15 protein-coding genes are annotated in these 18,580 nt (G+C 52.7%); all 15 read right to left on the bottom strand.

From position 1 onward, the window contains the following. Positions 1-729 carry a DapH/DapD/GlmU-related protein gene (locus OIU19_RS12025; RefSeq protein ID WP_264235183.1) on the bottom strand — a complete coding sequence of 243 codons (729 nt, stop codon included), beginning with the start codon at positions 727-729 and terminating at the stop codon, positions 1-3. Continuing rightward, entirely contained in the window at positions 726-1,949 is a 1,224-nt protein-coding gene (locus OIU19_RS12020; protein WP_264235182.1) for a glycosyltransferase, read from the bottom strand. The genes OIU19_RS12025 and OIU19_RS12020 overlap by 4 nt, the downstream gene beginning before the upstream one ends. Next, positions 1,946-3,364 (bottom strand): lipopolysaccharide biosynthesis protein, encoded by a 1,419-nt coding sequence (locus OIU19_RS12015; protein WP_264235181.1) that lies wholly within the window; start codon positions 3,362-3,364, stop codon positions 1,946-1,948. The genes OIU19_RS12020 and OIU19_RS12015 overlap by 4 nt, the downstream gene beginning before the upstream one ends. Continuing rightward, positions 3,361-4,491 carry a dTDP-4-amino-4,6-dideoxygalactose transaminase gene (gene rffA, locus OIU19_RS12010; protein WP_264235180.1) on the bottom strand — a complete coding sequence of 377 codons (1,131 nt, stop codon included), beginning with the start codon at positions 4,489-4,491 and terminating at the stop codon, positions 3,361-3,363. Before rffA ends, OIU19_RS12015 begins: the two co-directional genes overlap by 4 nt. A 54-nt stretch (positions 4,492-4,545) precedes the next feature. Then, a complete protein-coding gene (locus OIU19_RS12005; RefSeq protein ID WP_264235179.1) occupies positions 4,546-5,562 on the bottom strand; it encodes a TDP-N-acetylfucosamine:lipid II N-acetylfucosaminyltransferase in 1,017 nt (338 codons plus the stop codon). A 135-nt stretch (positions 5,563-5,697) separates the two neighbouring features. Then, complete coding sequence (locus OIU19_RS12000) at positions 5,698-7,011, bottom strand: nucleotide sugar dehydrogenase (protein ID WP_264235178.1); 1,314 nt, start codon at positions 7,009-7,011, stop codon at positions 5,698-5,700. Between the two features lie 500 nt (positions 7,012-7,511). Beyond that, positions 7,512-8,567, bottom strand: a complete 1,056-nt coding sequence (locus tag OIU19_RS11995) for an LPS O-antigen chain length determinant protein WzzB (protein ID WP_264235177.1) — start codon at positions 8,565-8,567, stop codon at positions 7,512-7,514. Between the two features lie 217 nt (positions 8,568-8,784). Continuing rightward, positions 8,785-10,224 carry an MBL fold metallo-hydrolase gene (locus OIU19_RS11990; protein ID WP_264235176.1) on the bottom strand — a complete coding sequence of 480 codons (1,440 nt, stop codon included), beginning with the start codon at positions 10,222-10,224 and terminating at the stop codon, positions 8,785-8,787. A gap of 104 nt (positions 10,225-10,328) precedes the next feature. Next, on the bottom strand, positions 10,329-10,592 hold the full coding sequence (locus OIU19_RS11985; protein WP_186554762.1) for a lipopolysaccharide assembly protein LapA domain-containing protein: 264 nt from the start codon (positions 10,590-10,592) through the stop codon (positions 10,329-10,331). Between the two features lie 19 nt (positions 10,593-10,611). Continuing rightward, positions 10,612-10,911, bottom strand: a complete 300-nt coding sequence (ihfB, locus tag OIU19_RS11980) for an integration host factor subunit beta (protein ID WP_186554761.1) — start codon at positions 10,909-10,911, stop codon at positions 10,612-10,614. 492 nt (positions 10,912-11,403) lie between these two features. Then, positions 11,404-13,080, bottom strand: coding sequence for a 30S ribosomal protein S1 (gene rpsA, locus OIU19_RS11975; protein WP_186554760.1), 1,677 nt, complete (start codon positions 13,078-13,080; stop codon positions 11,404-11,406). A 122-nt stretch (positions 13,081-13,202) separates the two neighbouring features. Then, a complete protein-coding gene (gene cmk / locus OIU19_RS11970; protein ID WP_186554759.1) occupies positions 13,203-13,889 on the bottom strand; it encodes a (d)CMP kinase in 687 nt (228 codons plus the stop codon). Beyond that, positions 13,886-16,093 carry a bifunctional prephenate dehydrogenase/3-phosphoshikimate 1-carboxyvinyltransferase gene (locus OIU19_RS11965; protein WP_264235377.1) on the bottom strand — a complete coding sequence of 736 codons (2,208 nt, stop codon included), beginning with the start codon at positions 16,091-16,093 and terminating at the stop codon, positions 13,886-13,888. The genes cmk and OIU19_RS11965 overlap by 4 nt, the downstream gene beginning before the upstream one ends. A gap of 282 nt (positions 16,094-16,375) precedes the next feature. Next, a complete protein-coding gene (gene pheA / locus OIU19_RS11960) occupies positions 16,376-17,470 on the bottom strand; it encodes a prephenate dehydratase (RefSeq protein ID WP_186554757.1) in 1,095 nt (364 codons plus the stop codon). Continuing rightward, positions 17,470-18,555: a 3-phosphoserine/phosphohydroxythreonine transaminase gene (gene serC / locus OIU19_RS11955; RefSeq protein ID WP_264235175.1), complete on the bottom strand. Its 1,086-nt coding sequence runs from the start codon at positions 18,553-18,555 to the stop codon at positions 17,470-17,472. The genes pheA and serC overlap by 1 nt, the downstream gene beginning before the upstream one ends. Between the last annotated feature and the right edge of the window lie 25 nt (positions 18,556-18,580).

Raw genomic sequence — 18,580 nt, 5'->3', positions numbered from 1 at the left:
TTACTCACCACTAGTCGGCGTGATTCTCCATTTTATTACCTTTGCTGGACAACCGGCGACCACCGCATATTTCGGCACATCCCGATTAACAACAGCACCTGCAGCAATTACTGCGCCTTGACCGACAGTCACTCCATCAAGAATACATACAGAAGCACCTATCCATACATCATCTTCGATGACTATACCGCGCCTATTAACACCTTGATTTTTTATTAGTATGCTTGAATCCTCAAAGTTATGATTCTCAGACAAAACATGCACGGAAGGCCCAATAATTACGTTACTACCTATCTTCACACCACCTTGAGCGTTGATAAAATTGAAATGACCTAAGCCAGTATTATCTCCGATCTCGAGCCCTACACCTAAATCACCTAAGATACCGGTGCATCTTATAAATGTATTCTCAGGTATCGAAACGTTTCTGCCAAGTTTAACACCTCGCGTGGAAAGAGCATCAATAGTGACATTGTCACCTATGACGCACCCTCTGCCCGCGGTGATGCGATGCTTGTGCTCTAGTCTTACAGACCTCCCTATAAATATAGGAAAACCAGTGGCGTGCAAGAACGGGTACATGGCGGCCCCTCGGAGTGCCATGATTGCCTTTTCAGCTAGAACCAGGAGTATTGATCTAGAATCTAAATCGGCGTCTACAATATAACTTGGATCGTTTTTAACCAATCTTATAAGAAAAGAAATAAGCCCTCTAAACATTTGGCTCATCGTGAAATCGCCTTCTTGACCATGTAATCCGCTTTATAAGACCACGTCATAGATTCCGGCAAGTCGTTATCAACTATGGTATCCAATTGTAACAACCGCTCTAAGCTTTCAACAAATTTATCTCTCGCACAGACAATTACAGATTCTCCATTATGATACTTTTCAATTTCCCCAATCGGAGTAGATAGCGTTTTTTTGTTTGCAGCCATGTACTCATAAAACTTTATAGGATCCCCGCCATGCTGTTTATCTACCCTGTAGGGAATAAAACATACGTCAGCATTACGGATATAATCCGGCAAATCTGGATAGGCAATATCACCAGTAAACTTCACATTAGCTATGTTAGATAGTTCAGCTTTTACTTGCGCATCCAGTACCTTGCCAAGAAGCAAAAAAGTCACCTGAGGCAACCGCTCGGCACAAGCTCTAATAAGCTCTGTATCCAACATCTCTTGCATTTTCCCAGCATAAATAACAACGGGACCAGAAATGCCTTCCATGATAGTTGGTCGAAGTGTGGCTTCCCCTCGAAACATATTAAAATCTACGCCATTTGCCAAAAATTCTACATTATTTTTATCATCTGCACCGAAGTAACGAACAGAGTCGCGAGAGTTAAAGAAAATCATAGGGTATGTATCAATAACGCGAGTGTAAAGCTCCCTTAACTGTTGTGAGATTCGAGCATATGTTGAATGCTTACAAAGATTATCTACGCCATCGAAAACCTTGTACTTAGGTTTCAACTCATCGCACAATGAAACTGTTAAAGGAGAAGATTCATACGTCACATAATCCTGCACCTTCAAGAAACTCAAGGCTTTTAAATATTTTCTTACATGCTTTGAATAAAGCGTTGGAATAAACGCTTTGCCATGTACTACTGGACGGAAAAATGATAGATCTAGGATATCAACAGCAAAGAGTCGGTCATTTATTTTAGTAATGTACAACCCATTTTTAGCATAAAGAACCTCACCTCTAGACTTAAGCGTTTTTCGCTTAAGGAGCAGCTCTAAAAGCATGGTTGGCCTATTAAGAACCACCGTTTTCATTACATGCTCATGTTGTGCGAAAAACCGATACAGGTGTGAATCTCGAGTCCTAAAGCCCTCCAACTGTGCGAGTTTTATGTCATGAAAAGGAATACAAACAAAGTTAATAGGTTCCATATCATCAACCCTATGCCCATCTACTTGAGCAGTAGTAAAATTCAAGACTGTGCACTCCGCGAAATATCTTCACAGTAAATCTTTTTAAGTGTGCCGCTAAAATATATTCCGCCTACTACTCCAAGAATGAACCAGCCAGTGATCATATGATACTTATAAGACGCACCAAGCAAAGCACTACAAACTGAAGCAATCAGACATATCAAAGTCGAACAGTATAACCGTACCCTTGGCACAGCCCGCCATACATGACATGAAAACTCTGTCCGACAAACCAGGAAAATCCAAAAAGCCGAGGCGGTTGAAACTGCAGCTCCTTTTGCTCCAAACTCAGGAACAAAAACGTAATTACCGAGCGCACTGAACAGCATGGCTATTATCGCAGCCAGCATGGCATAAATACTTTTTTTAGAGACATTTATGCCTACAACTGTAGTTTCTGATAAGGTATAGAACAGAGGATAAGCCATACAGGCAATAACAATATACTGTACGGCATTATATTCGGGAGGAAGGATGTAAGTAACTAGCCAAGAAAACAAACCAGTCAGAACAAACAAAAAAAATGTTACCACAAGAACTTTTTCAGTAACGGTATCGATTTTAGCTTCATAATCCCCATCATTTAGCCATCGATATACGGTAGGAACCCATACCGTAGAAAATACGCTTTGAAACACGATCGCGGCGGCTGCAAAATTCGATGCAACAGAGTAAAATCCCAACTCTGTAAAAGATGAGAAGTTTCTCAAAAACATCCTATCCAACGTTGTCAACGCCCAAAATGCGGCCCCCCCCAATATTAGAGGCGACCCATATTGAAGTAGCGTTCGGATTTGGCGGAAATCTATGGATGCTGCAAGTGCAGATAAAATCATGTGCCTTGTATTCCAAGCAAACAGCAGCATCACAACAACAAGAGATAGGGAGTAAGCTCCTAAAAGAAACAAAAAACTGTCCGACTGGATGGTTAGATAATTAATTAATAGGAACAGCAAAAAAATCGCTTTAGGGAGAACTTGACTTACTGAGTAAGCCACACCTTTCTCTTCCATTCTCAAGATTAAAGAAAGGAAGCGAGATAGGAATACCGAAATCAAACATGCAACAGCAATAAGACCTAATGAAGAGTTAGCAATGCCGAACAGCCATCCGGATAGATATTGCCCCCCAATTACGAATAGCGCCAATACCATAAATGAGACCAGAAAGAGCCCTGGCACCATGCTATTCAATAATAACTTAGGCTTATCCTTGCACTCATGAAAATCCCGAACAAACGCCTGATCTAATCCAAGACAAAAAACAAGCACAAAAAAACTTGATGCTATTTGCAGCATCGCTATCCTACCCACTTCATCAGCCGGATAGATCCAAGTCATTATAGGTAGCGTTATGAACCCAATAACGGCGCTTCCAATCGGGCCGATGGCGAAAGCACCGACAGTTTTCCTATTCACTTAAAGAAGCCTTTGACAGATTCAATCACGTATGCGCATTGCTCCCGTGTTAGACCAAACCAAATTGGTAATCTGATCAAACGTTCGCTCTCAACTGTAGTGAAGCGATCTTCACCAACAAACTTACTATATACCAACCCCGCAGGCGCAGAATGGAGAGGAATGTAATGAAACACGCCCATTACTCCACACTCTTTTAAATGTTCTAGCAGGCTGGTCCGCACCTCAAGGTCTTTGACTTTTATATAAAACATGTGTGCATTATGAGCGCAATCTGTAGGAATTGTTGGTAGTTCAATCACCCCAGAATTCAGCAAGGGAGTCAAGCCCTCACGATATTGATTCCAAATCGATATCCTAGCACTCAGAATCTCATCTGCCTTCTCCAACTGTCCCCATAGAAACGCAGACTGAACATCACTAGGCAGGTAGCTACTACCAAGATCCACCCAACTATACTTATCCACCATGCCGCGAAAGAACAAGCTACGATTAGTTCCTTTTTCTCTTATGATTTCAGCACGATTAGCAAACCTTTCATCATTAATTAAGAGCAAGCCACCCTCACCTGCGCTCGTATAATTTTTGGTTTCATGAAAGCTATATGCACCTATGTGACCTATAGTACCGAGAGCACGCTTTTTATAAGTAGCCATCATACCTTGCGCTGCGTCTTCTACAACGTATAGGTTATATCTCTCAGCAAGAGACATAATAGCATCCATTTCACATGAAACACCCGCATAATGCACAACTACAATTGCTTTAGTTTGAGAACTTATAGCAGCCTCAACAAGCTTCTCATCCAAATTCATCGTATCCGGACGAACATCTACAAAGACGATTCTCGCTCCCCTAAGCGCAAACGCATTTGCAGTACTTACAAATGTGTAACTTGGCATAATGACTTCGTCACCAGGACGAATATCAATTAGCATTGCCGCCATTTCAAGCGCGTGCGTACAAGATGGTGTCAGTAAAGCTTTCTGACATCCAAGTTTTTCTTCGAACCAATGTTGACAACGTTTACTATACTCGCCATCCCCAGAAATTTTTGAGCTACGCATCGAGTCCAATACATACTTATCTTCGTTACCGGTATAGGGAGGGCGATTGAAAGTTATCATATTGGACCTTTACTAAATTCCTGAGAGCTAATGGGTATTTTGCAGCATCTACAACTAGGCAAAAATATTATACAACTGCCTAATTAAATTGTCTTCAGAAAAATACTCGCGTACTAACCGAGCATTTTTCCTTCGATCAACGTCAGAGTCTAATTCAAAGGAAAAGCTTTCCAATGTGTGCGTAGTCAATCCTAGATTTTGTAGGGCAACCTCACTGCTTGTGCCTCTCCGAACATACACTTTCTTACCTGCTCCGAGCAGATTGATAATGTTACCCATACCTTGTTGACGCTTATGGTGAAAAATAGCAATATCAATATCTGCTAGAAACTCGAGATACTTATCATAAGACATGAAGTCATGCATGGGGACAAACCTACTCCCAAACATCTCTCTTCCTTGATCTGCAATTACTTTAGCATAGTCCTCATCACCATATGCCAGCGGCATATAAATACAGAAATTCTGATCCTTACAATCCTTGAGTAGGTTCAATACTTCTAGATGATTATTACTTGGGTCGGCCGAGTTACCCACTTGAATGCGGATGACAGTGGAAGGCGTTGAAGCAACCTCTCCCCCTGCATATATATTACTTGTATACAAAATGCATTCGTGACGCGTCCCTCGCCACTTGTACCACCTTTCCGCGTTGTCGATATCCCCTGAAACATACGTAACAATATGCCCGATTCTTCCTATGACAGCGCGCCGAACAAACTCTTTAATTCTCCACTTTAAATTCTTGCTACCTAATTCATGCACATACAAATCACCACCCCAGACAAACCAATAACATTTCTTCAGGAGCCATGGCTGAAAGAATAAAAAAATTAGATAATAGTTACTAAAAAGTCCGTGAAGTATAATTTTTTCAGATGTGTAAGCCATTCTTAACAATTTGATAAATCCAGCTAAAGCCGAATACCCTTCAGCTGCAACTGCTCTCTTATCAGGGGAAACCTTATATTTTTCAAGGTCGCCTCTAAGCCAAAAAACATGACCCTCAACATTTGCCCTACGATTAAGTAGATCAATGAATGGCGGGATAAACTTATCGAGAAGTATCAAGTGTAAAATTCTGCATCCAGACAAATCTATAACTCCCTAGCAGATAGGTAAATGCGCCCCTATCAATTGACAAAGGCAGCTGAAAAAGCTGCCTCTATCAAGGTTCAAACTATGATGTGCACCACCTTGTTAAAACTAGGCTCTAATTATATGCGCACCACCATCCCTAAATTTACCACGAGTATCAATGATCAGCTTAGAGTGTTTATATATCAAATCGTAATCAAACTTCTCATGATCCGTCGCCAGCACTACAGCATCATAACGCGCTAAATTTTCCTCATCAATTAACTCACTGCTAAGATCAAAACTATGTTCGCGCATGAGAGGGAAAACTGGCACATGCGGATCACTATAAGACACCAACCCGCCCTTCTGCTCAATCAATTCCATAATTTCAACAGAAGGCGACTCCCGCATATCATCAACATTCTTCTTATATGCGATACCCAGAACGAGAACTTTACTTCCCTTCAATGCCTTGCCGTGCTCATTCAAGCCCGTCATTAGTTTTGCAAGTACATATTCGGGCATTGCGCAATTCACTTCACCGGCCAGCTCGATAAATCGAGTATGCACACCATACTCCCGAGCCTTCCAGGTGAGATAAAAAGGATCGATTGGGATACAATGACCACCTAACCCAGGACCGGGGTAATATGCAGTAAATCCAAAAGGCTTGGTAGCAGCCGCATCGATCACCTCGAATATATCTATATTCATGCGATCGGCAACTATCTTCATCTCATTCACAAGCCCAATATTCACCGCTCTATGAATATTCTCCAGCAACTTTGTTAGTTCAGCCGCCTTCGTTGAGCTAACTTCAACAAGATGATCAATAGCTTGCTCGTATAATGCAACCCCTACCGCCAAGCAATCTTTAGTGTGACCACCAACAACTTTTGGAATAGTCCTAGTTTCGAAATGTTTGTTTCCAGGATCTTCTCGCTCGGGAGAGTAGACTAAAAATATATCGCTGCCAACATCGAATCCTTGCTGAGTGATCCTCGGCAGCAGCTCTTCCTCAGTAGTTCCTGGATAAGTAGTACTCTCTAGGGAAACCACTTGGCCAGCACGCAGATGAGGCCTTATAGCCTCCATTGTACCGACCACATATGTCATATCCGGCTCTCGGTATTTATTCAGCGGCGTGGGAACACAAAGAATCAACGCGTCACATTCAGATACCCTTTCAAAGTTATCTGCCGCCTCAAATCCGGACTTCAAAGCAACAGCAATATTTTCCGAAGAAATATGTTCAATATAACTTCTACCCGAATTGAGCTTTTGTACTTTAGCTGAGTCAATATCCAGGCCGATCACTCTATAGCCAACTGCGCTATAACGCAGCATCAGTGGAAGCCCAACATACCCCAACCCGACGATACCAATAACGGCCTGCTTCGACTTGAATTTATCGATTATTTGTTCTTTATAGCCTATCATTATGAAACCCTCAAATCGGCACCATCAGCCCAGGCTGATCACACTTATGTTGAATCCAATCACTCACACGTGATCAGTGCCAAAGCAATTTAATTTTACACACTTAAAAAATAGCGCTCACTGCACACTTAAATATTAATAATAAAACTAGCTATGCTTAACGACTACTGCCTTTTAAAAGGCTCAACGGTCATCTCTCTAATCTGCTTAACAAATTTTATGTATTGCTCCCGTGGACGAGATAGCTCTTTAAAGTACGCTTGATCGACTGGAATCAACTCAAGGATCTTGGATCAAGGGCAGCCATCACACCGTGCTTGCCCCGGAACAACCGATAGCGAGGCTACGACCTTTCCCTAACCTAGACAACCAATCAGGTCAATCACATCCATCCGATGGGAATTGAGTTCCCACGCTCCTCCGATGCGCGCAATAACATATCATTGTGGCAGTATAGGCCTCAACTCTCCAGCATCTAGATGCTGGTTTCTCTACTATTTTTAGAGTTTCGGTCGCGCTTTGACCTTGCTTCGTAAGTGCAGGATCAACGCCAGCCCCACCCCCAGCACGCCGCCAGCTAGAGAGCCAAGCAATACAATAATCAGTCGTCGAGGCTTGATAGGCTTGTCTGGCAGCTCGATCGCACCATCCTGACGAAAGACCTGCACCACACCCTGACCGATGTCTAACCCACGATAAAAGGCAGCCGCTTCCTCTTGCTGACGCAGGTTGTGTACAAACGGGTCATCAGATCCCCGTGTACGTAGGTTATTGATTTCTGCCTCAATAGCCTTGCTTCCCCTCATATAGGTCAACGCCCCATCCATCCCGGCAGATACTTCCCGTGAAAGATTGTTGGATATGATGGGGGGTTTCTCCAGTCCGATTGACTTAGCGACGCGCAATGCTTCAGTCAACTGGGCGATTTGGTCTTCACGCTGCTTTCGTGCGCTTTCTCTAGCAGCGCTAATTCGCTGCTCCAAATTGTTCGCCTTGATCGTAGCATCTGCCTTTACGTCCTTGATCACCTCCCGAACACCGCGTTGCCCGGCCATTTCGACATAACGCACTACCCATTCAGCAGCTTGCTGTGGGTCAGGCCCATTCGCCCTCACAACAAAACGACTTGGTGTATCCTTCGCTGCGACACTAACCGCTAGGACATTCTCAAATCGGCCATACAAAACGTCTTGCGAGCCTTTCCGTTCATCTTCCGGAAGACTGGGCAGATAAATCGATCGGAAGAATTCCCTACGCAGCGATTCCGATTGCAGATGGCGCAGGTAGATCTCGTACACATCCTTGACCCCCAGCATCGAAAGCCCAGAGTCACCGCCGCGCCCATAATTCAGCTGAGCCACATCATTCTGCGAAGGCGGCTGAACGAAGACCTTGGCTTCATAGATCGGTGTAGCAAGCAGCGCGTAAGCCACGGCTGCCGCGGTCACGATGACCGTCGTTAAAATGATCAGTACCTTCTGCTTCCACAACCCCTCAACCAGCTCGAACAGATCAATCTCATCATCACCATAGCGGCGCTCAGGTTCATTGCGCATTTATTCTAATATTCCTTGGGTCCGTCTGGTTACGTACATTCCTGAACAGGCCCGACTGAGCCACTCCGTGGCGTGTCGCCTGCCCTGATGAAGCGTAGCGGCAATTTGCCAATATGCTCGCCACTCTTCACTCCAAAAGCGTTAATCAGTAATAGAGAGGGCCTCTCGCAGGAAAGTTCCTCCTTTTTCGACTAACGCTCGCCACTCCGCCAGCCGGTCATGGCGGAACTGTGACATTTACCTCATTTCCAAGCTGCGCAAACCTGTGCGCCAGAGCCTTCGCCAACACGTTCTTGCTTTCGCGCTCTCCGTGCACTAGCACGACCTGCTTGGCCGCGCTCGCTGAACCCAACGCGAACCTGATCAATCCTTCTTGATCTGCATGCGCTGAGTAGCCACCCAGCGTCATTACCTTGGCATGAATTTCAAACCTTTCTCCATCCAGATCAACCCAAGCACATTCGCTCCCCACTGAACTAGCCTGTATCACCGCCCCAGGCGTCCCCCTCCCCTGATACCCGACGAACATCACCTCATGCCGCGAATCCCCAAGCATAGCCTTGAGGTAATTGACGATCCGCCCACCCGAGCACATGCCGTTGCCGGCAATAACAATCGCCGGCCGCCCGGTGCTCTTGAGGTAATTGACCACCTGCTGATGCTTGGCATGGCTATCGATGCACAGCAGTTGCTCGAACGCCAGCGGCTTGCGCCCTTCGCTCAACCGCTGCCTGGCCTCATCGCTCCAGAACCGATGCAGCTCCCGATAGGCTTGAGTCATGCGCAGGGCCAGTGGCGAGTCGAGGATGATCGGCAGCCGCGACCAGATGAGGGCGTCATTACCCGTGATCTCGCCCTCAGCACTGAGCAAACCTTTGCAATGCAGAATGTCTTCTAGCTCATACAGCAGTTCCTGTGTACGGCCAAGACTGAACGCGGGTATGAGGATGGTGCCTTGATCGGCGAGCGCGCGATCGATCGCGGCTTCCAAACGTTGCTGTCGCTCACTACGATCAGGGTGCAGGCGGTCGCCATAGGTGCTTTCCAGCACCAACAGGTCTGCGCGCTCAGGTGGTTGAACAGGCCGTAACAGCGGGTTGTCGGGCGCACCGAGATCGCCCGAGAACACGATACGCGTGCTGCCCGCTTGACCTGCCCGCTGAACATCGCATTCGACATAAGCGGAACCAAGCAGATGCCCAGCGCGCTGCAGGCGGATGCGACACACCATGTCATCAGTTTCGACCAGGTTGTGCCACTGAGCAAATGACAAGGGCGTAACGAGACTCTCGAGTAGCGCCAGGTATCGCGCAACTTGAACAGGCTCGCTGCTGACGGCGAGCCTGTAGGCATCCTCCAGGATCAGGGGGAGCAGTTTTGCAGAGGGCTCGCTACACAGGAATGGGCCGCGATAGCCGGCAGCCAATAAGGCAGGGATTCGGCCGACGTGATCCAGGTGTACGTGCGTGACGATGAGGGCTTGAATACCCTCGATGGAAAACCCCAGCGGCGCTAATTCGGCGCCTGGGGCTGCATCACTACCTTGCTCGAGCCCACAATCGACCAACAGGCTGGTATGGGGATCAAGTTGCAGCTGGTGGCAGGAGCCGGTGACGCCTCGGGTGCCACCGTGGTGCGACAGGAAAGGATATTCCATGCGAGCGACACCTTTGCGGGCCAGAAAAATGAAGGGCGCTATTACTTCATTCTGGGCGCGGCCTGCCAATCGAAAAAATTGGCTGCACTTGTAGGAATCGCCTGTTAGTTGCCTGCCACGGCCGCCTGACGGGCCGAAGCGCGGATTTTGCGCTTGCTGCGCATGACCCCATAGGCACCGAGCAAAGGCCCGACCGCCAGGCCGACGACCAGGGCAGCCAGTACCAGTACCGCAACCGGCACCGCAGGCGCCGCCCAACCGAACAATACCAGTGAGACCGCTTGCTGGTTTTCCAGTACGAAGAACAGCACCACGGCCGCCAGCAGCAGAACGAACAACGCCGCCAGGGCGCGCTTGAGATTACGCATCAGTCTGTTCCTTCCCTAATCAGGTGTGGACCTCATGCTCTTCTTCATTGACCCGGTCACGCAGCTCTTTACCCGGTTTGAAGTGCGGCACGAACTTGCCTTCGAGGCTCACCGACTGGCCGGTCTTGGGGTTGCGCCCTACCCGGGGAGCGCGATAGTGCAGAGAGAAGCTGCCAAATCCACGGATCTCGATGCGATCGCCAGTGGCCAGGCATTGCGACATCTGCTCAAGCATGGTCTTGATGGCCAGCTCGACGTCCTTGGACGAGAGCAGCCCTTGATGGGTGACAATACGTTCGATCAGCTCCGACTTCGTCATATTTTTCCCTTCGTTATCAAGCAGCTAGATCATTGCTTAACCAGTTTGTAGCACGCTCTGGGGGATTTGAACAGGGCGGTTCTTGACTTAATAAAAAAATTCAAGATTGGTGCAGTGGGAGATGAGGGTGCGCACAGTGCTGGGGCGTGGGGTGCCACACGGGGATGGAGGGGTTAGGGCCTCTGGGGCTGCTTTGCAGCCCATCGCAGCCAAGGCAATGCCTACAGCGCGCTTTAGGCATATACAACTGCTGTAGGCGAGCCTGGCCGGCGCTGGCATTAGCAGGGTCGACATCATTGCCTGATTAAGCGCTATCGCGGGGCAAGCCCGCTCCCACGCTGGAACCTGCTCCCTGCGCGGCAGCGCAGCCCGCAAGGGCTAAGTGATCTCCTAGGCGATGAGTGCCAGTACTCGGCGGGAGAGAGGGGCTTAAAAGGCGGACAATAAAAAAGGGCGACCTAAGTCGCCCTTCTTTTACCGATCAAACAGAACTCAGTTCTGTTTGGCCATTGCTTCGCGCAGCAGCGCAGCCATGGTGGTGTCGGCAGCAGCTTCTGGAGCCGCTTTCAGGCTCTGGATAGCTTCGCGCTCTTCAGCGTCGTCTTTCGATTTGATCGACAGGCTGATAACGCGGGACTTACGGTCGACGCTGATGATCTTAGCTTCGATCTCTTCGCCTTCCTTCAGGACGTTACGGGCGTCTTCGACGCGGTCACGGCTGATTTCGGAAGCTTTCAGAGTGGCTTCGATGTCGTCGGCCAGGGTAACGATGGCGCCTTTGGCGTCAACTTCTTTGACGATACCCTTAACGATTGCACCCTTGTCGTTCACAGCAACGAAGTTGGAGAACGGATCGTCTTCCAGTTGCTTGATACCCAGGGAGATGCGCTCGCGCTCTGGATCGACCGACAGGATGACGGTTTCCAGCTCGTCGCCCTTCTTGAAACGACGTACGGCTTCTTCGCCGGTTTCGTTCCAGGAGATGTCGGACAGGTGAACCAGACCGTCGATGCCGCCGTCCAGACCAATGAAGATACCGAAGTCGGTGATCGACTTGATGGTACCGGTGATCTTGTCACCCTTGTTGAACTGGCCGGAGAAGTCTTCCCATGGGTTGGACTTGCACTGTTTGATGCCCAGGGAGATACGACGACGCTCTTCGTCGATGTCCAGAACCATAACTTCCACTTCGTCGCCAACCTGAACGACTTTCGACGGGTGGATGTTTTTGTTGGTCCAGTCCATTTCGGAAACGTGTACCAGACCTTCAACGCCTTCTTCCAGCTCAGCGAAGCAGCCGTAGTCGGTCAGGTTGGTAACGCGAGCCTGTACGCGAGTACCTTCTGGGTAGCGTGCAGTGATAGCGACCCACGGATCTTCGCCCATTTGCTTCAGACCCAGGGAAACGCGGTTGCGCTCACGGTCGAACTTCAGGACGCGAACATCAACTTCATCGCCAACGTTGACAATTTCCGACGGGTGCTTGATACGCTTCCAAGCCATGTCGGTGATGTGCAGCAGGCCGTCGATACCGCCCAGGTCCACGAATGCGCCGTAGTCGGTGAGGTTCTTGACGATACCTTTGACTTGTTGGCCTTCCTGCAGGGTTTCCAGCAGGGCTTCGCGCTCGGCGCTGTTCTCGGCTTCCAGGACGCTGCGACGCGAAACAACGACGTTGTTGCGCTTCTGGTCCAGCTTGATGACCTTGAATTCCAGCTCTTTGCCTTCGAGGTGGGTGGTGTCGCGCACTGGGCGGACATCAACCAGCGAACCTGGCAGGAACGCACGGATACCGTTAACGTCGACAGTGAAGCCGCCTTTAACCTTACCGTTGATAACGCCCTTGACCACTTCTTCGGCGGCGAAAGCTGCTTCCAGAACAATCCAGCACTCGGCGCGCTTGGCTTTTTCACGGGACAGTTTGGTTTCGCCAAAGCCGTCTTCGACCGCGTCCAGCGCAACGTGAACTTCGTCACCGACCTTGATGGTCAGCTCGCCAGCTTCGTTGTAGAACTGCTCGAGCGGGATGACGCCCTCGGACTTCAGGCCAGCGTGTACGGTAACCCAGTCGCCGTCGATGTCGACAACGATACCGGTGATGATCGCACCCGGCTGAAGATTGAGGGTTTTCAGGCTTTCTTCAAAGAGTTCTGCAAAGCTTTCGCTCATTTTAATTCCTGTAGATTTGGGCGAAGGAAACGCCCCTAGCCACATTCCAGACAATGTGGGTTTCGTTATGTAAAGGAAAGCGGGCAGGACGTTGACTGGTGCCCCTGCCTGCTTTCCTGTCATCAAATGAGGTCGCGAAGGGCGAGCTCACTTCTGATGCGTTGCAACACCTGCTCGATGGACAACTCTGTCGAGTCCAGCTGAATCGCATCGGCCGCCGGCTTGAGCGGGGCCACTGCACGCTGGGTGTCACGCTCATCGCGCGCACGTATCTCATCCAGGAGACTCGCCAGACTAACATCTTCGCCCTTGCCCTTCAACTGCAAATAACGGCGTCGAGCGCGTTCCTCCGCGCTGGCGGTGAGGAACACTTTCAAGGGCGCATCGGGGAACACCACGGTGCCCATGTCACGGCCATCGGCGATCAACCCGGGGGCTTCGCGGAAGGCGCGCTGACGCTGCAGCAAGGCTTCACGCACTGCCGGCAGCGAAGCCACCATCGAGGCGCCGGCGCCAACTGTCTCGGTGCGGATGACATTGCTGACGTCTTCACCCTCAAGGATGATCTGTTGCAGCTTACCGGGTTCAGCCGCGATGAACTGCACATCCAGATGGGCGGCCAGGGCCTTGAGCAGCTCTTCGTTGGTCAGGTCGACGCCATGGTTGCTGGCGTTGAACGCCAGCAAACGGTACAGCGCGCCGGAGTCGAGCAGGCGCCAGCCGAGCTCGCGGGCGAGCAGTCCGGCTACGGTACCTTTACCCGAACCGCTAGGTCCGTCGATGGTGATGACGGGGGCTTGCGAATTCACGATTGAGCCTCTTGCGCGACGCGGATGCCAACTTCGGCGCACAGGGCGAGGAAGTTCGGGAACGAGGTGGCGACGTTGGCGCAGTCATGGATGCGTACCGGCGCAGTGGCGCGCAGCGAGGCAACGCTGAAGGCCATGGCGATACGGTGGTCGCCGTGGCCATGCACTTCGCCGCCGCCGATCGGGCCGCCGTCGATGATGATGCCGTCCGGGGTCGGTTGGCACTTCACGCCCAGGGTGATCAGGCCGTCAGCCATGACTTGGATACGGTCCGATTCCTTGACCCGCAGCTCTTCGGCGCCACGCAGGATGGTGCGCCCTTCGGCGCAGGCAGCGGCGACGAACAGCACGGGGAATTCGTCGATGGCCAGCGGCACCAGTTCTTCAGGGATCTCGATACCTTTGAGCTTGGCCCCGCGCACGCGCAGGTCAGCCACTGGCTCACCGCCGACTTCACGCTGGTTTTCCAGGGTGATGTCGCCGCCCATCAAGCGCAGGATGTCGATCACGCCGGTACGGGTCGGGTTGATGCCAACGTGCTCCAGCACCAGCTCGGAACCCTCGGCAATCGACGCCGCGACCAGGAAGAACGCCGCCGAAGAGATATCTGCCGGGACTTCGATACGGGTTGCCGTCAGCTTGCCGCCAGCCTGCAGCGAGGCGACCGGGCCGTCGGACTCAACGGCATAGCCAAAGCCGCGCAGCATGCGCTCGGTATGGTCACGGGTCGGCGCAGGCTCAGTGACGGTGGTTTTGCCTTCGGCGTACAGCCCTGCCAGCAGCAGGCAGGATTTGACCTGGGCACTGGCCATCGGCAGCGTGTAGGTCAGCGCCTTGAGCTTTTGCCCACCGCGAATGGTCAGCGGTGGACGGCCGTCCGGGCCGGTCTCGACCACGGCGCCCATTTCCCGCAGCGGGTTGGCCACGCGGTTCATCGGGCGCTTGGACAGCGAAGCATCACCGGTCATGGTCACGTCGAACGGCTGGCCGGCGAGCAGGCCAGAGAGCAGGCGCATCGAGGTGCCGGAGTTGCCAACATAGATTGGCCCAGGCGGCGGCTTGAGGCCATGCAGGCCGACGCCATGAATGGTCACCCGACCATGGTTGGGGCCTTCGATGACCACACCCATGTCGCGGAAGGCCTGCAGGGTCGCCAGGGCGTCCTCGCCTTCAAGGAAGCCTTCGACCTCGGTGGTGCCTTCGGCCAGCGAGCCGAGCATGATCGAGCGATGGGAAATCGACTTGTCGCCTGGAACGCGGATCCGTCCGGACACGCGGCCACCAGGTTGGGCCAGGAAAATCAGATCGTTGGCGTTCATAGCGTCCACATAGGCCCGACGGGCCAAGATTTTACTGAAATGCTCGCGGGCAACCCGAGCGCGGGTGAATACACCCAGCAACTGGTGCCCGTCCCCTGCATCGACCGCGTCGCGCAAGGCGTCGAGGTCGCTACGAAATGTATCAAGGGTGCGCAGGACAGCTTCGCGGTTGGCGAGGAAGATGTCGTGCCACATGATCGGGTCGCTACCGGCGATTCTCGTGAAATCGCGGAAGCCTCCCGCAGCGTACCGGAAGATCTCGAGGTTTTCATTGCGCTTGGCCAGCGAGTCGACCAGACCAAACGCCAGCAGGTGCGGCAGGTGACTGGTGGCGGCCAGCACTTCGTCGTGGCGCTCCACCGGCATGTGCTCGACATCTGCATCCAGCGCGCGCCACAGGCGATCGACCAGCGCCAGCGCGGCAGGGTCGGTTTCAGCCAGAGGCGTGAGGATGACTTTATGGCGGCGGAACAGCGTCGCATTGGACGCCTCCACCCCGCTCTGCTCGGAGCCGGCTATCGGGTGACCGGGGACGAAGCGCGGCAGGGACGCACCGAGCACTTCGCGGGCGGCGCGTACCACGTTGCACTTGGCGCTGCCGACATCGGTGATGACTGCGTCGCCGAGATCGAGCTGGGCCAGGCGCGCGAGGACTTTTTCCATGGCCAGGATTGGCACGGCCAGCTGGATGACGTCGGCGCCGACGCAGGCGGCCGCCAAGTCTTCTTCGCAGCGGTCGACCACGCCTAGCGCTACTGCCTGTTTGCGTGAGGGTGCGTCGAGATCGACACCGACCACTTCGCGGCACAGGCCGCTTTCGCGCAGGCCCTTGGCGAACGAGCCGCCGATCAGGCCGAGGCCGACGACTACCAGGCGACCGATAATCGGCGCGGATTTGTTTGCTACCACATCAACCACGAGTGCGAACCCTGTTCAGAACGGCAGCCTGCTGCCGGATGAAACCATGCAGGTAATTTGAGGGGCTGGGGCCGCTGCGCGCCCCTTCGCGGCGGTTCGGCGCCCCGACAAGCCCGCTCCCACAGGGATTTGTGTCGTGCACAAGATCAGGTACAGCACAGAACCCTGCGGGAGCGGGCTTGTCGGGGCGCCGAACCGCCGCGAAGGGGCGCGCAGCGGCCCTATCACCCTCACAGACCCGTTTCAACCTCAGAGTACCGCCTTCGGATACGAGCCCAGCACTTTCAGCGCAACGGCTTCCTGACTGATCTTCTCCAGCACCGCCTTGATCAGCGGATCGCGGTGATGACCCACGAAGTCGATGAAGAACACGTACGTCCACTTGCCGCTACGCGACGGACGAGTCTCGATGCGAGTCAGGTCGATGCCATTGTCATGGAACGGCACCAGCAGCTCATGCAGCGCACCGGGCTTGTTGCTCATCGAGACAATGATCGAGGTCTTGTCGTCGCCGGTCGGCGGGACTTCCTGGCTGCCGATCATCAAGAACCGGGTGGAGTTGTCCGGACGGTCTTCGATCTTCTCCGCCAGGCGGGTCAAACCATACAGGTTGGCCGCCATGTCACCGGCGATCGCTGCCGAATTCCACTCACCCTTGACCCGCTTGGCCGCCTCGGCGTTGCTTGATACCGCCACGCGCTCGACATTCGGGTAATGGGCGTCCAGCCACTTGCGGCACTGGGCCAGCGATTGGGCGTGGGAGTAGATGCGGGTGATGCTGTCGGTCTTGGTGTTCTCACCCACCAACAGGTGGTGGTGAATACGCAGCTCGACTTCACCGCAGATGACCATGTCGTGCTCGAGGAAGCTGTCGAGGGTGTGGCTGACCGCACCTTCGGTGGAGTTCTCCACCGGCACGACGCCGAAGTTGACCGCGCCAGCTGCCACTTCGCGGAACACCTCGTCGATCGCTGCCATCGGCTTGCTGATCACGGCGTGACCAAAGTGCTTCATCGCCGCTGCCTGGGTGAAGGTACCTTCAGGGCCGAGGTAGGCGACCTTGAGCGGCTCTTCCAGGGCCAGGCACGAGGACATGATTTCGCGGAACAGCCGCGCCATCTCTTCGTTACCCAGCGGCCCCTTGTTGCGCTCCATGACGCGCTTGAGCACAGCAGCTTCGCGCTCAGGGCGATAGAACACCGGCTTCTCGCCTTCTGCCAGGGTGGCGGTCTTGACCTTGGCCACTTCCTGGGCGCAGCGGGCACGCTCGCTGATCAGCTCGAGGATCTTCTCGTCGAGGCTGTCGATGCGTACGCGCAGCGCCTTGAGTTCCTGCTCGGCCATCAAGCGTGCTCCTTCTCGAATTCGGCCATGTAGCCGACCAGCGCTTCAACGGCGTCCAGACCCAGGGCGTTGTAGATCGAGGCACGCATGCCGCCGACCGAACGGTGCCCCTTGAGGTTGAGCAGGCCGCGCGCGTCAGCACCGGCGAGGAAGGCCTTGTCCAGGCGCTCGTCAGCCAGGCGGAACGGTACGTTCATCCACGAACGGGCGTTGACGCTGATCGGGTTGGTGTAGAAGTCGCTGGCATCGATGAAACCGTACAGACGGTCTTTCTTGGCGCGGTTGCGTGCTTCCATGGCCTCGACGCCACCCTGCTCCTTGAGCCACTCGAACACCAGGCCCGAGAGGTACCAGGAGTAAGTAGCCGGGGTGTTGTACATCGAGCCGTTGTCGGCCGAAACCTTGTAGTCGAGCATGGTCGGGCAGCTGCTGCGGGCGCGACCGAGCAGGTCTTCGCGCACGATCACCACCACCAGGCCGCTTGGGCCGATGTTCTTCTGCGCACCGGCGTAGATCAGTCCGTAGTCGGCAACGTTGATCGGACGCGAGAGGATGTCGGACGACATGTCGACCACCAACGGCACGTCACCGGTCGCCGGCACCCAGTCAAACTGCAGGCCGCCGATGGTTTCGTTGGAGGCATAGTGGACGTATGCGGCGTTCTTGGTCAGGTTCCATTCGTTCTGGCCTGGAATGGCCAGGTAGTCGTAGCCCTTGGCGCTGGCAGCGACATTGATGTTGCCGAAGCGGCGCGCTTCTTCGATGGCTTTTTTCGACCAGATGCCGGTTTCGATGTAGTCGGCAGTGCCGGTTTCCGGCAGCAGGTTCAGCGGGATCTCGGCAAACTGCTGGCTGGCACCACCCTGCAGGAACAGGACTTTATAGTTGGAGGGGACGGACAGCAGGTCACGCAGGTCTTGCTCGGCCTTTTCAGCGATGGCCACGTAGTCGTCGCTGCGATGGCTCATCTCCATCACCGACAAGCCCTTGCCACGCCAGTCCAGCATTTCAGCCTGGGCGCGCTGCAGGACAGCGTCAGGAAGCGCAGCAGGGCCTGCGCAGAAGTTAAAGGCTCGTTTGCTCACATCCACTCTCGCTCTGCTCTGTTCA

It is taken from the genome of Pseudomonas sp. BT-42-2 (assembly GCF_025847435.2).
GTDB classification, from domain to species: Bacteria; Pseudomonadota; Gammaproteobacteria; order Pseudomonadales; family Pseudomonadaceae; genus Aquipseudomonas; species Aquipseudomonas urmiensis.
This window is presented reverse-complemented; position numbering and strand designations above follow the sequence as displayed.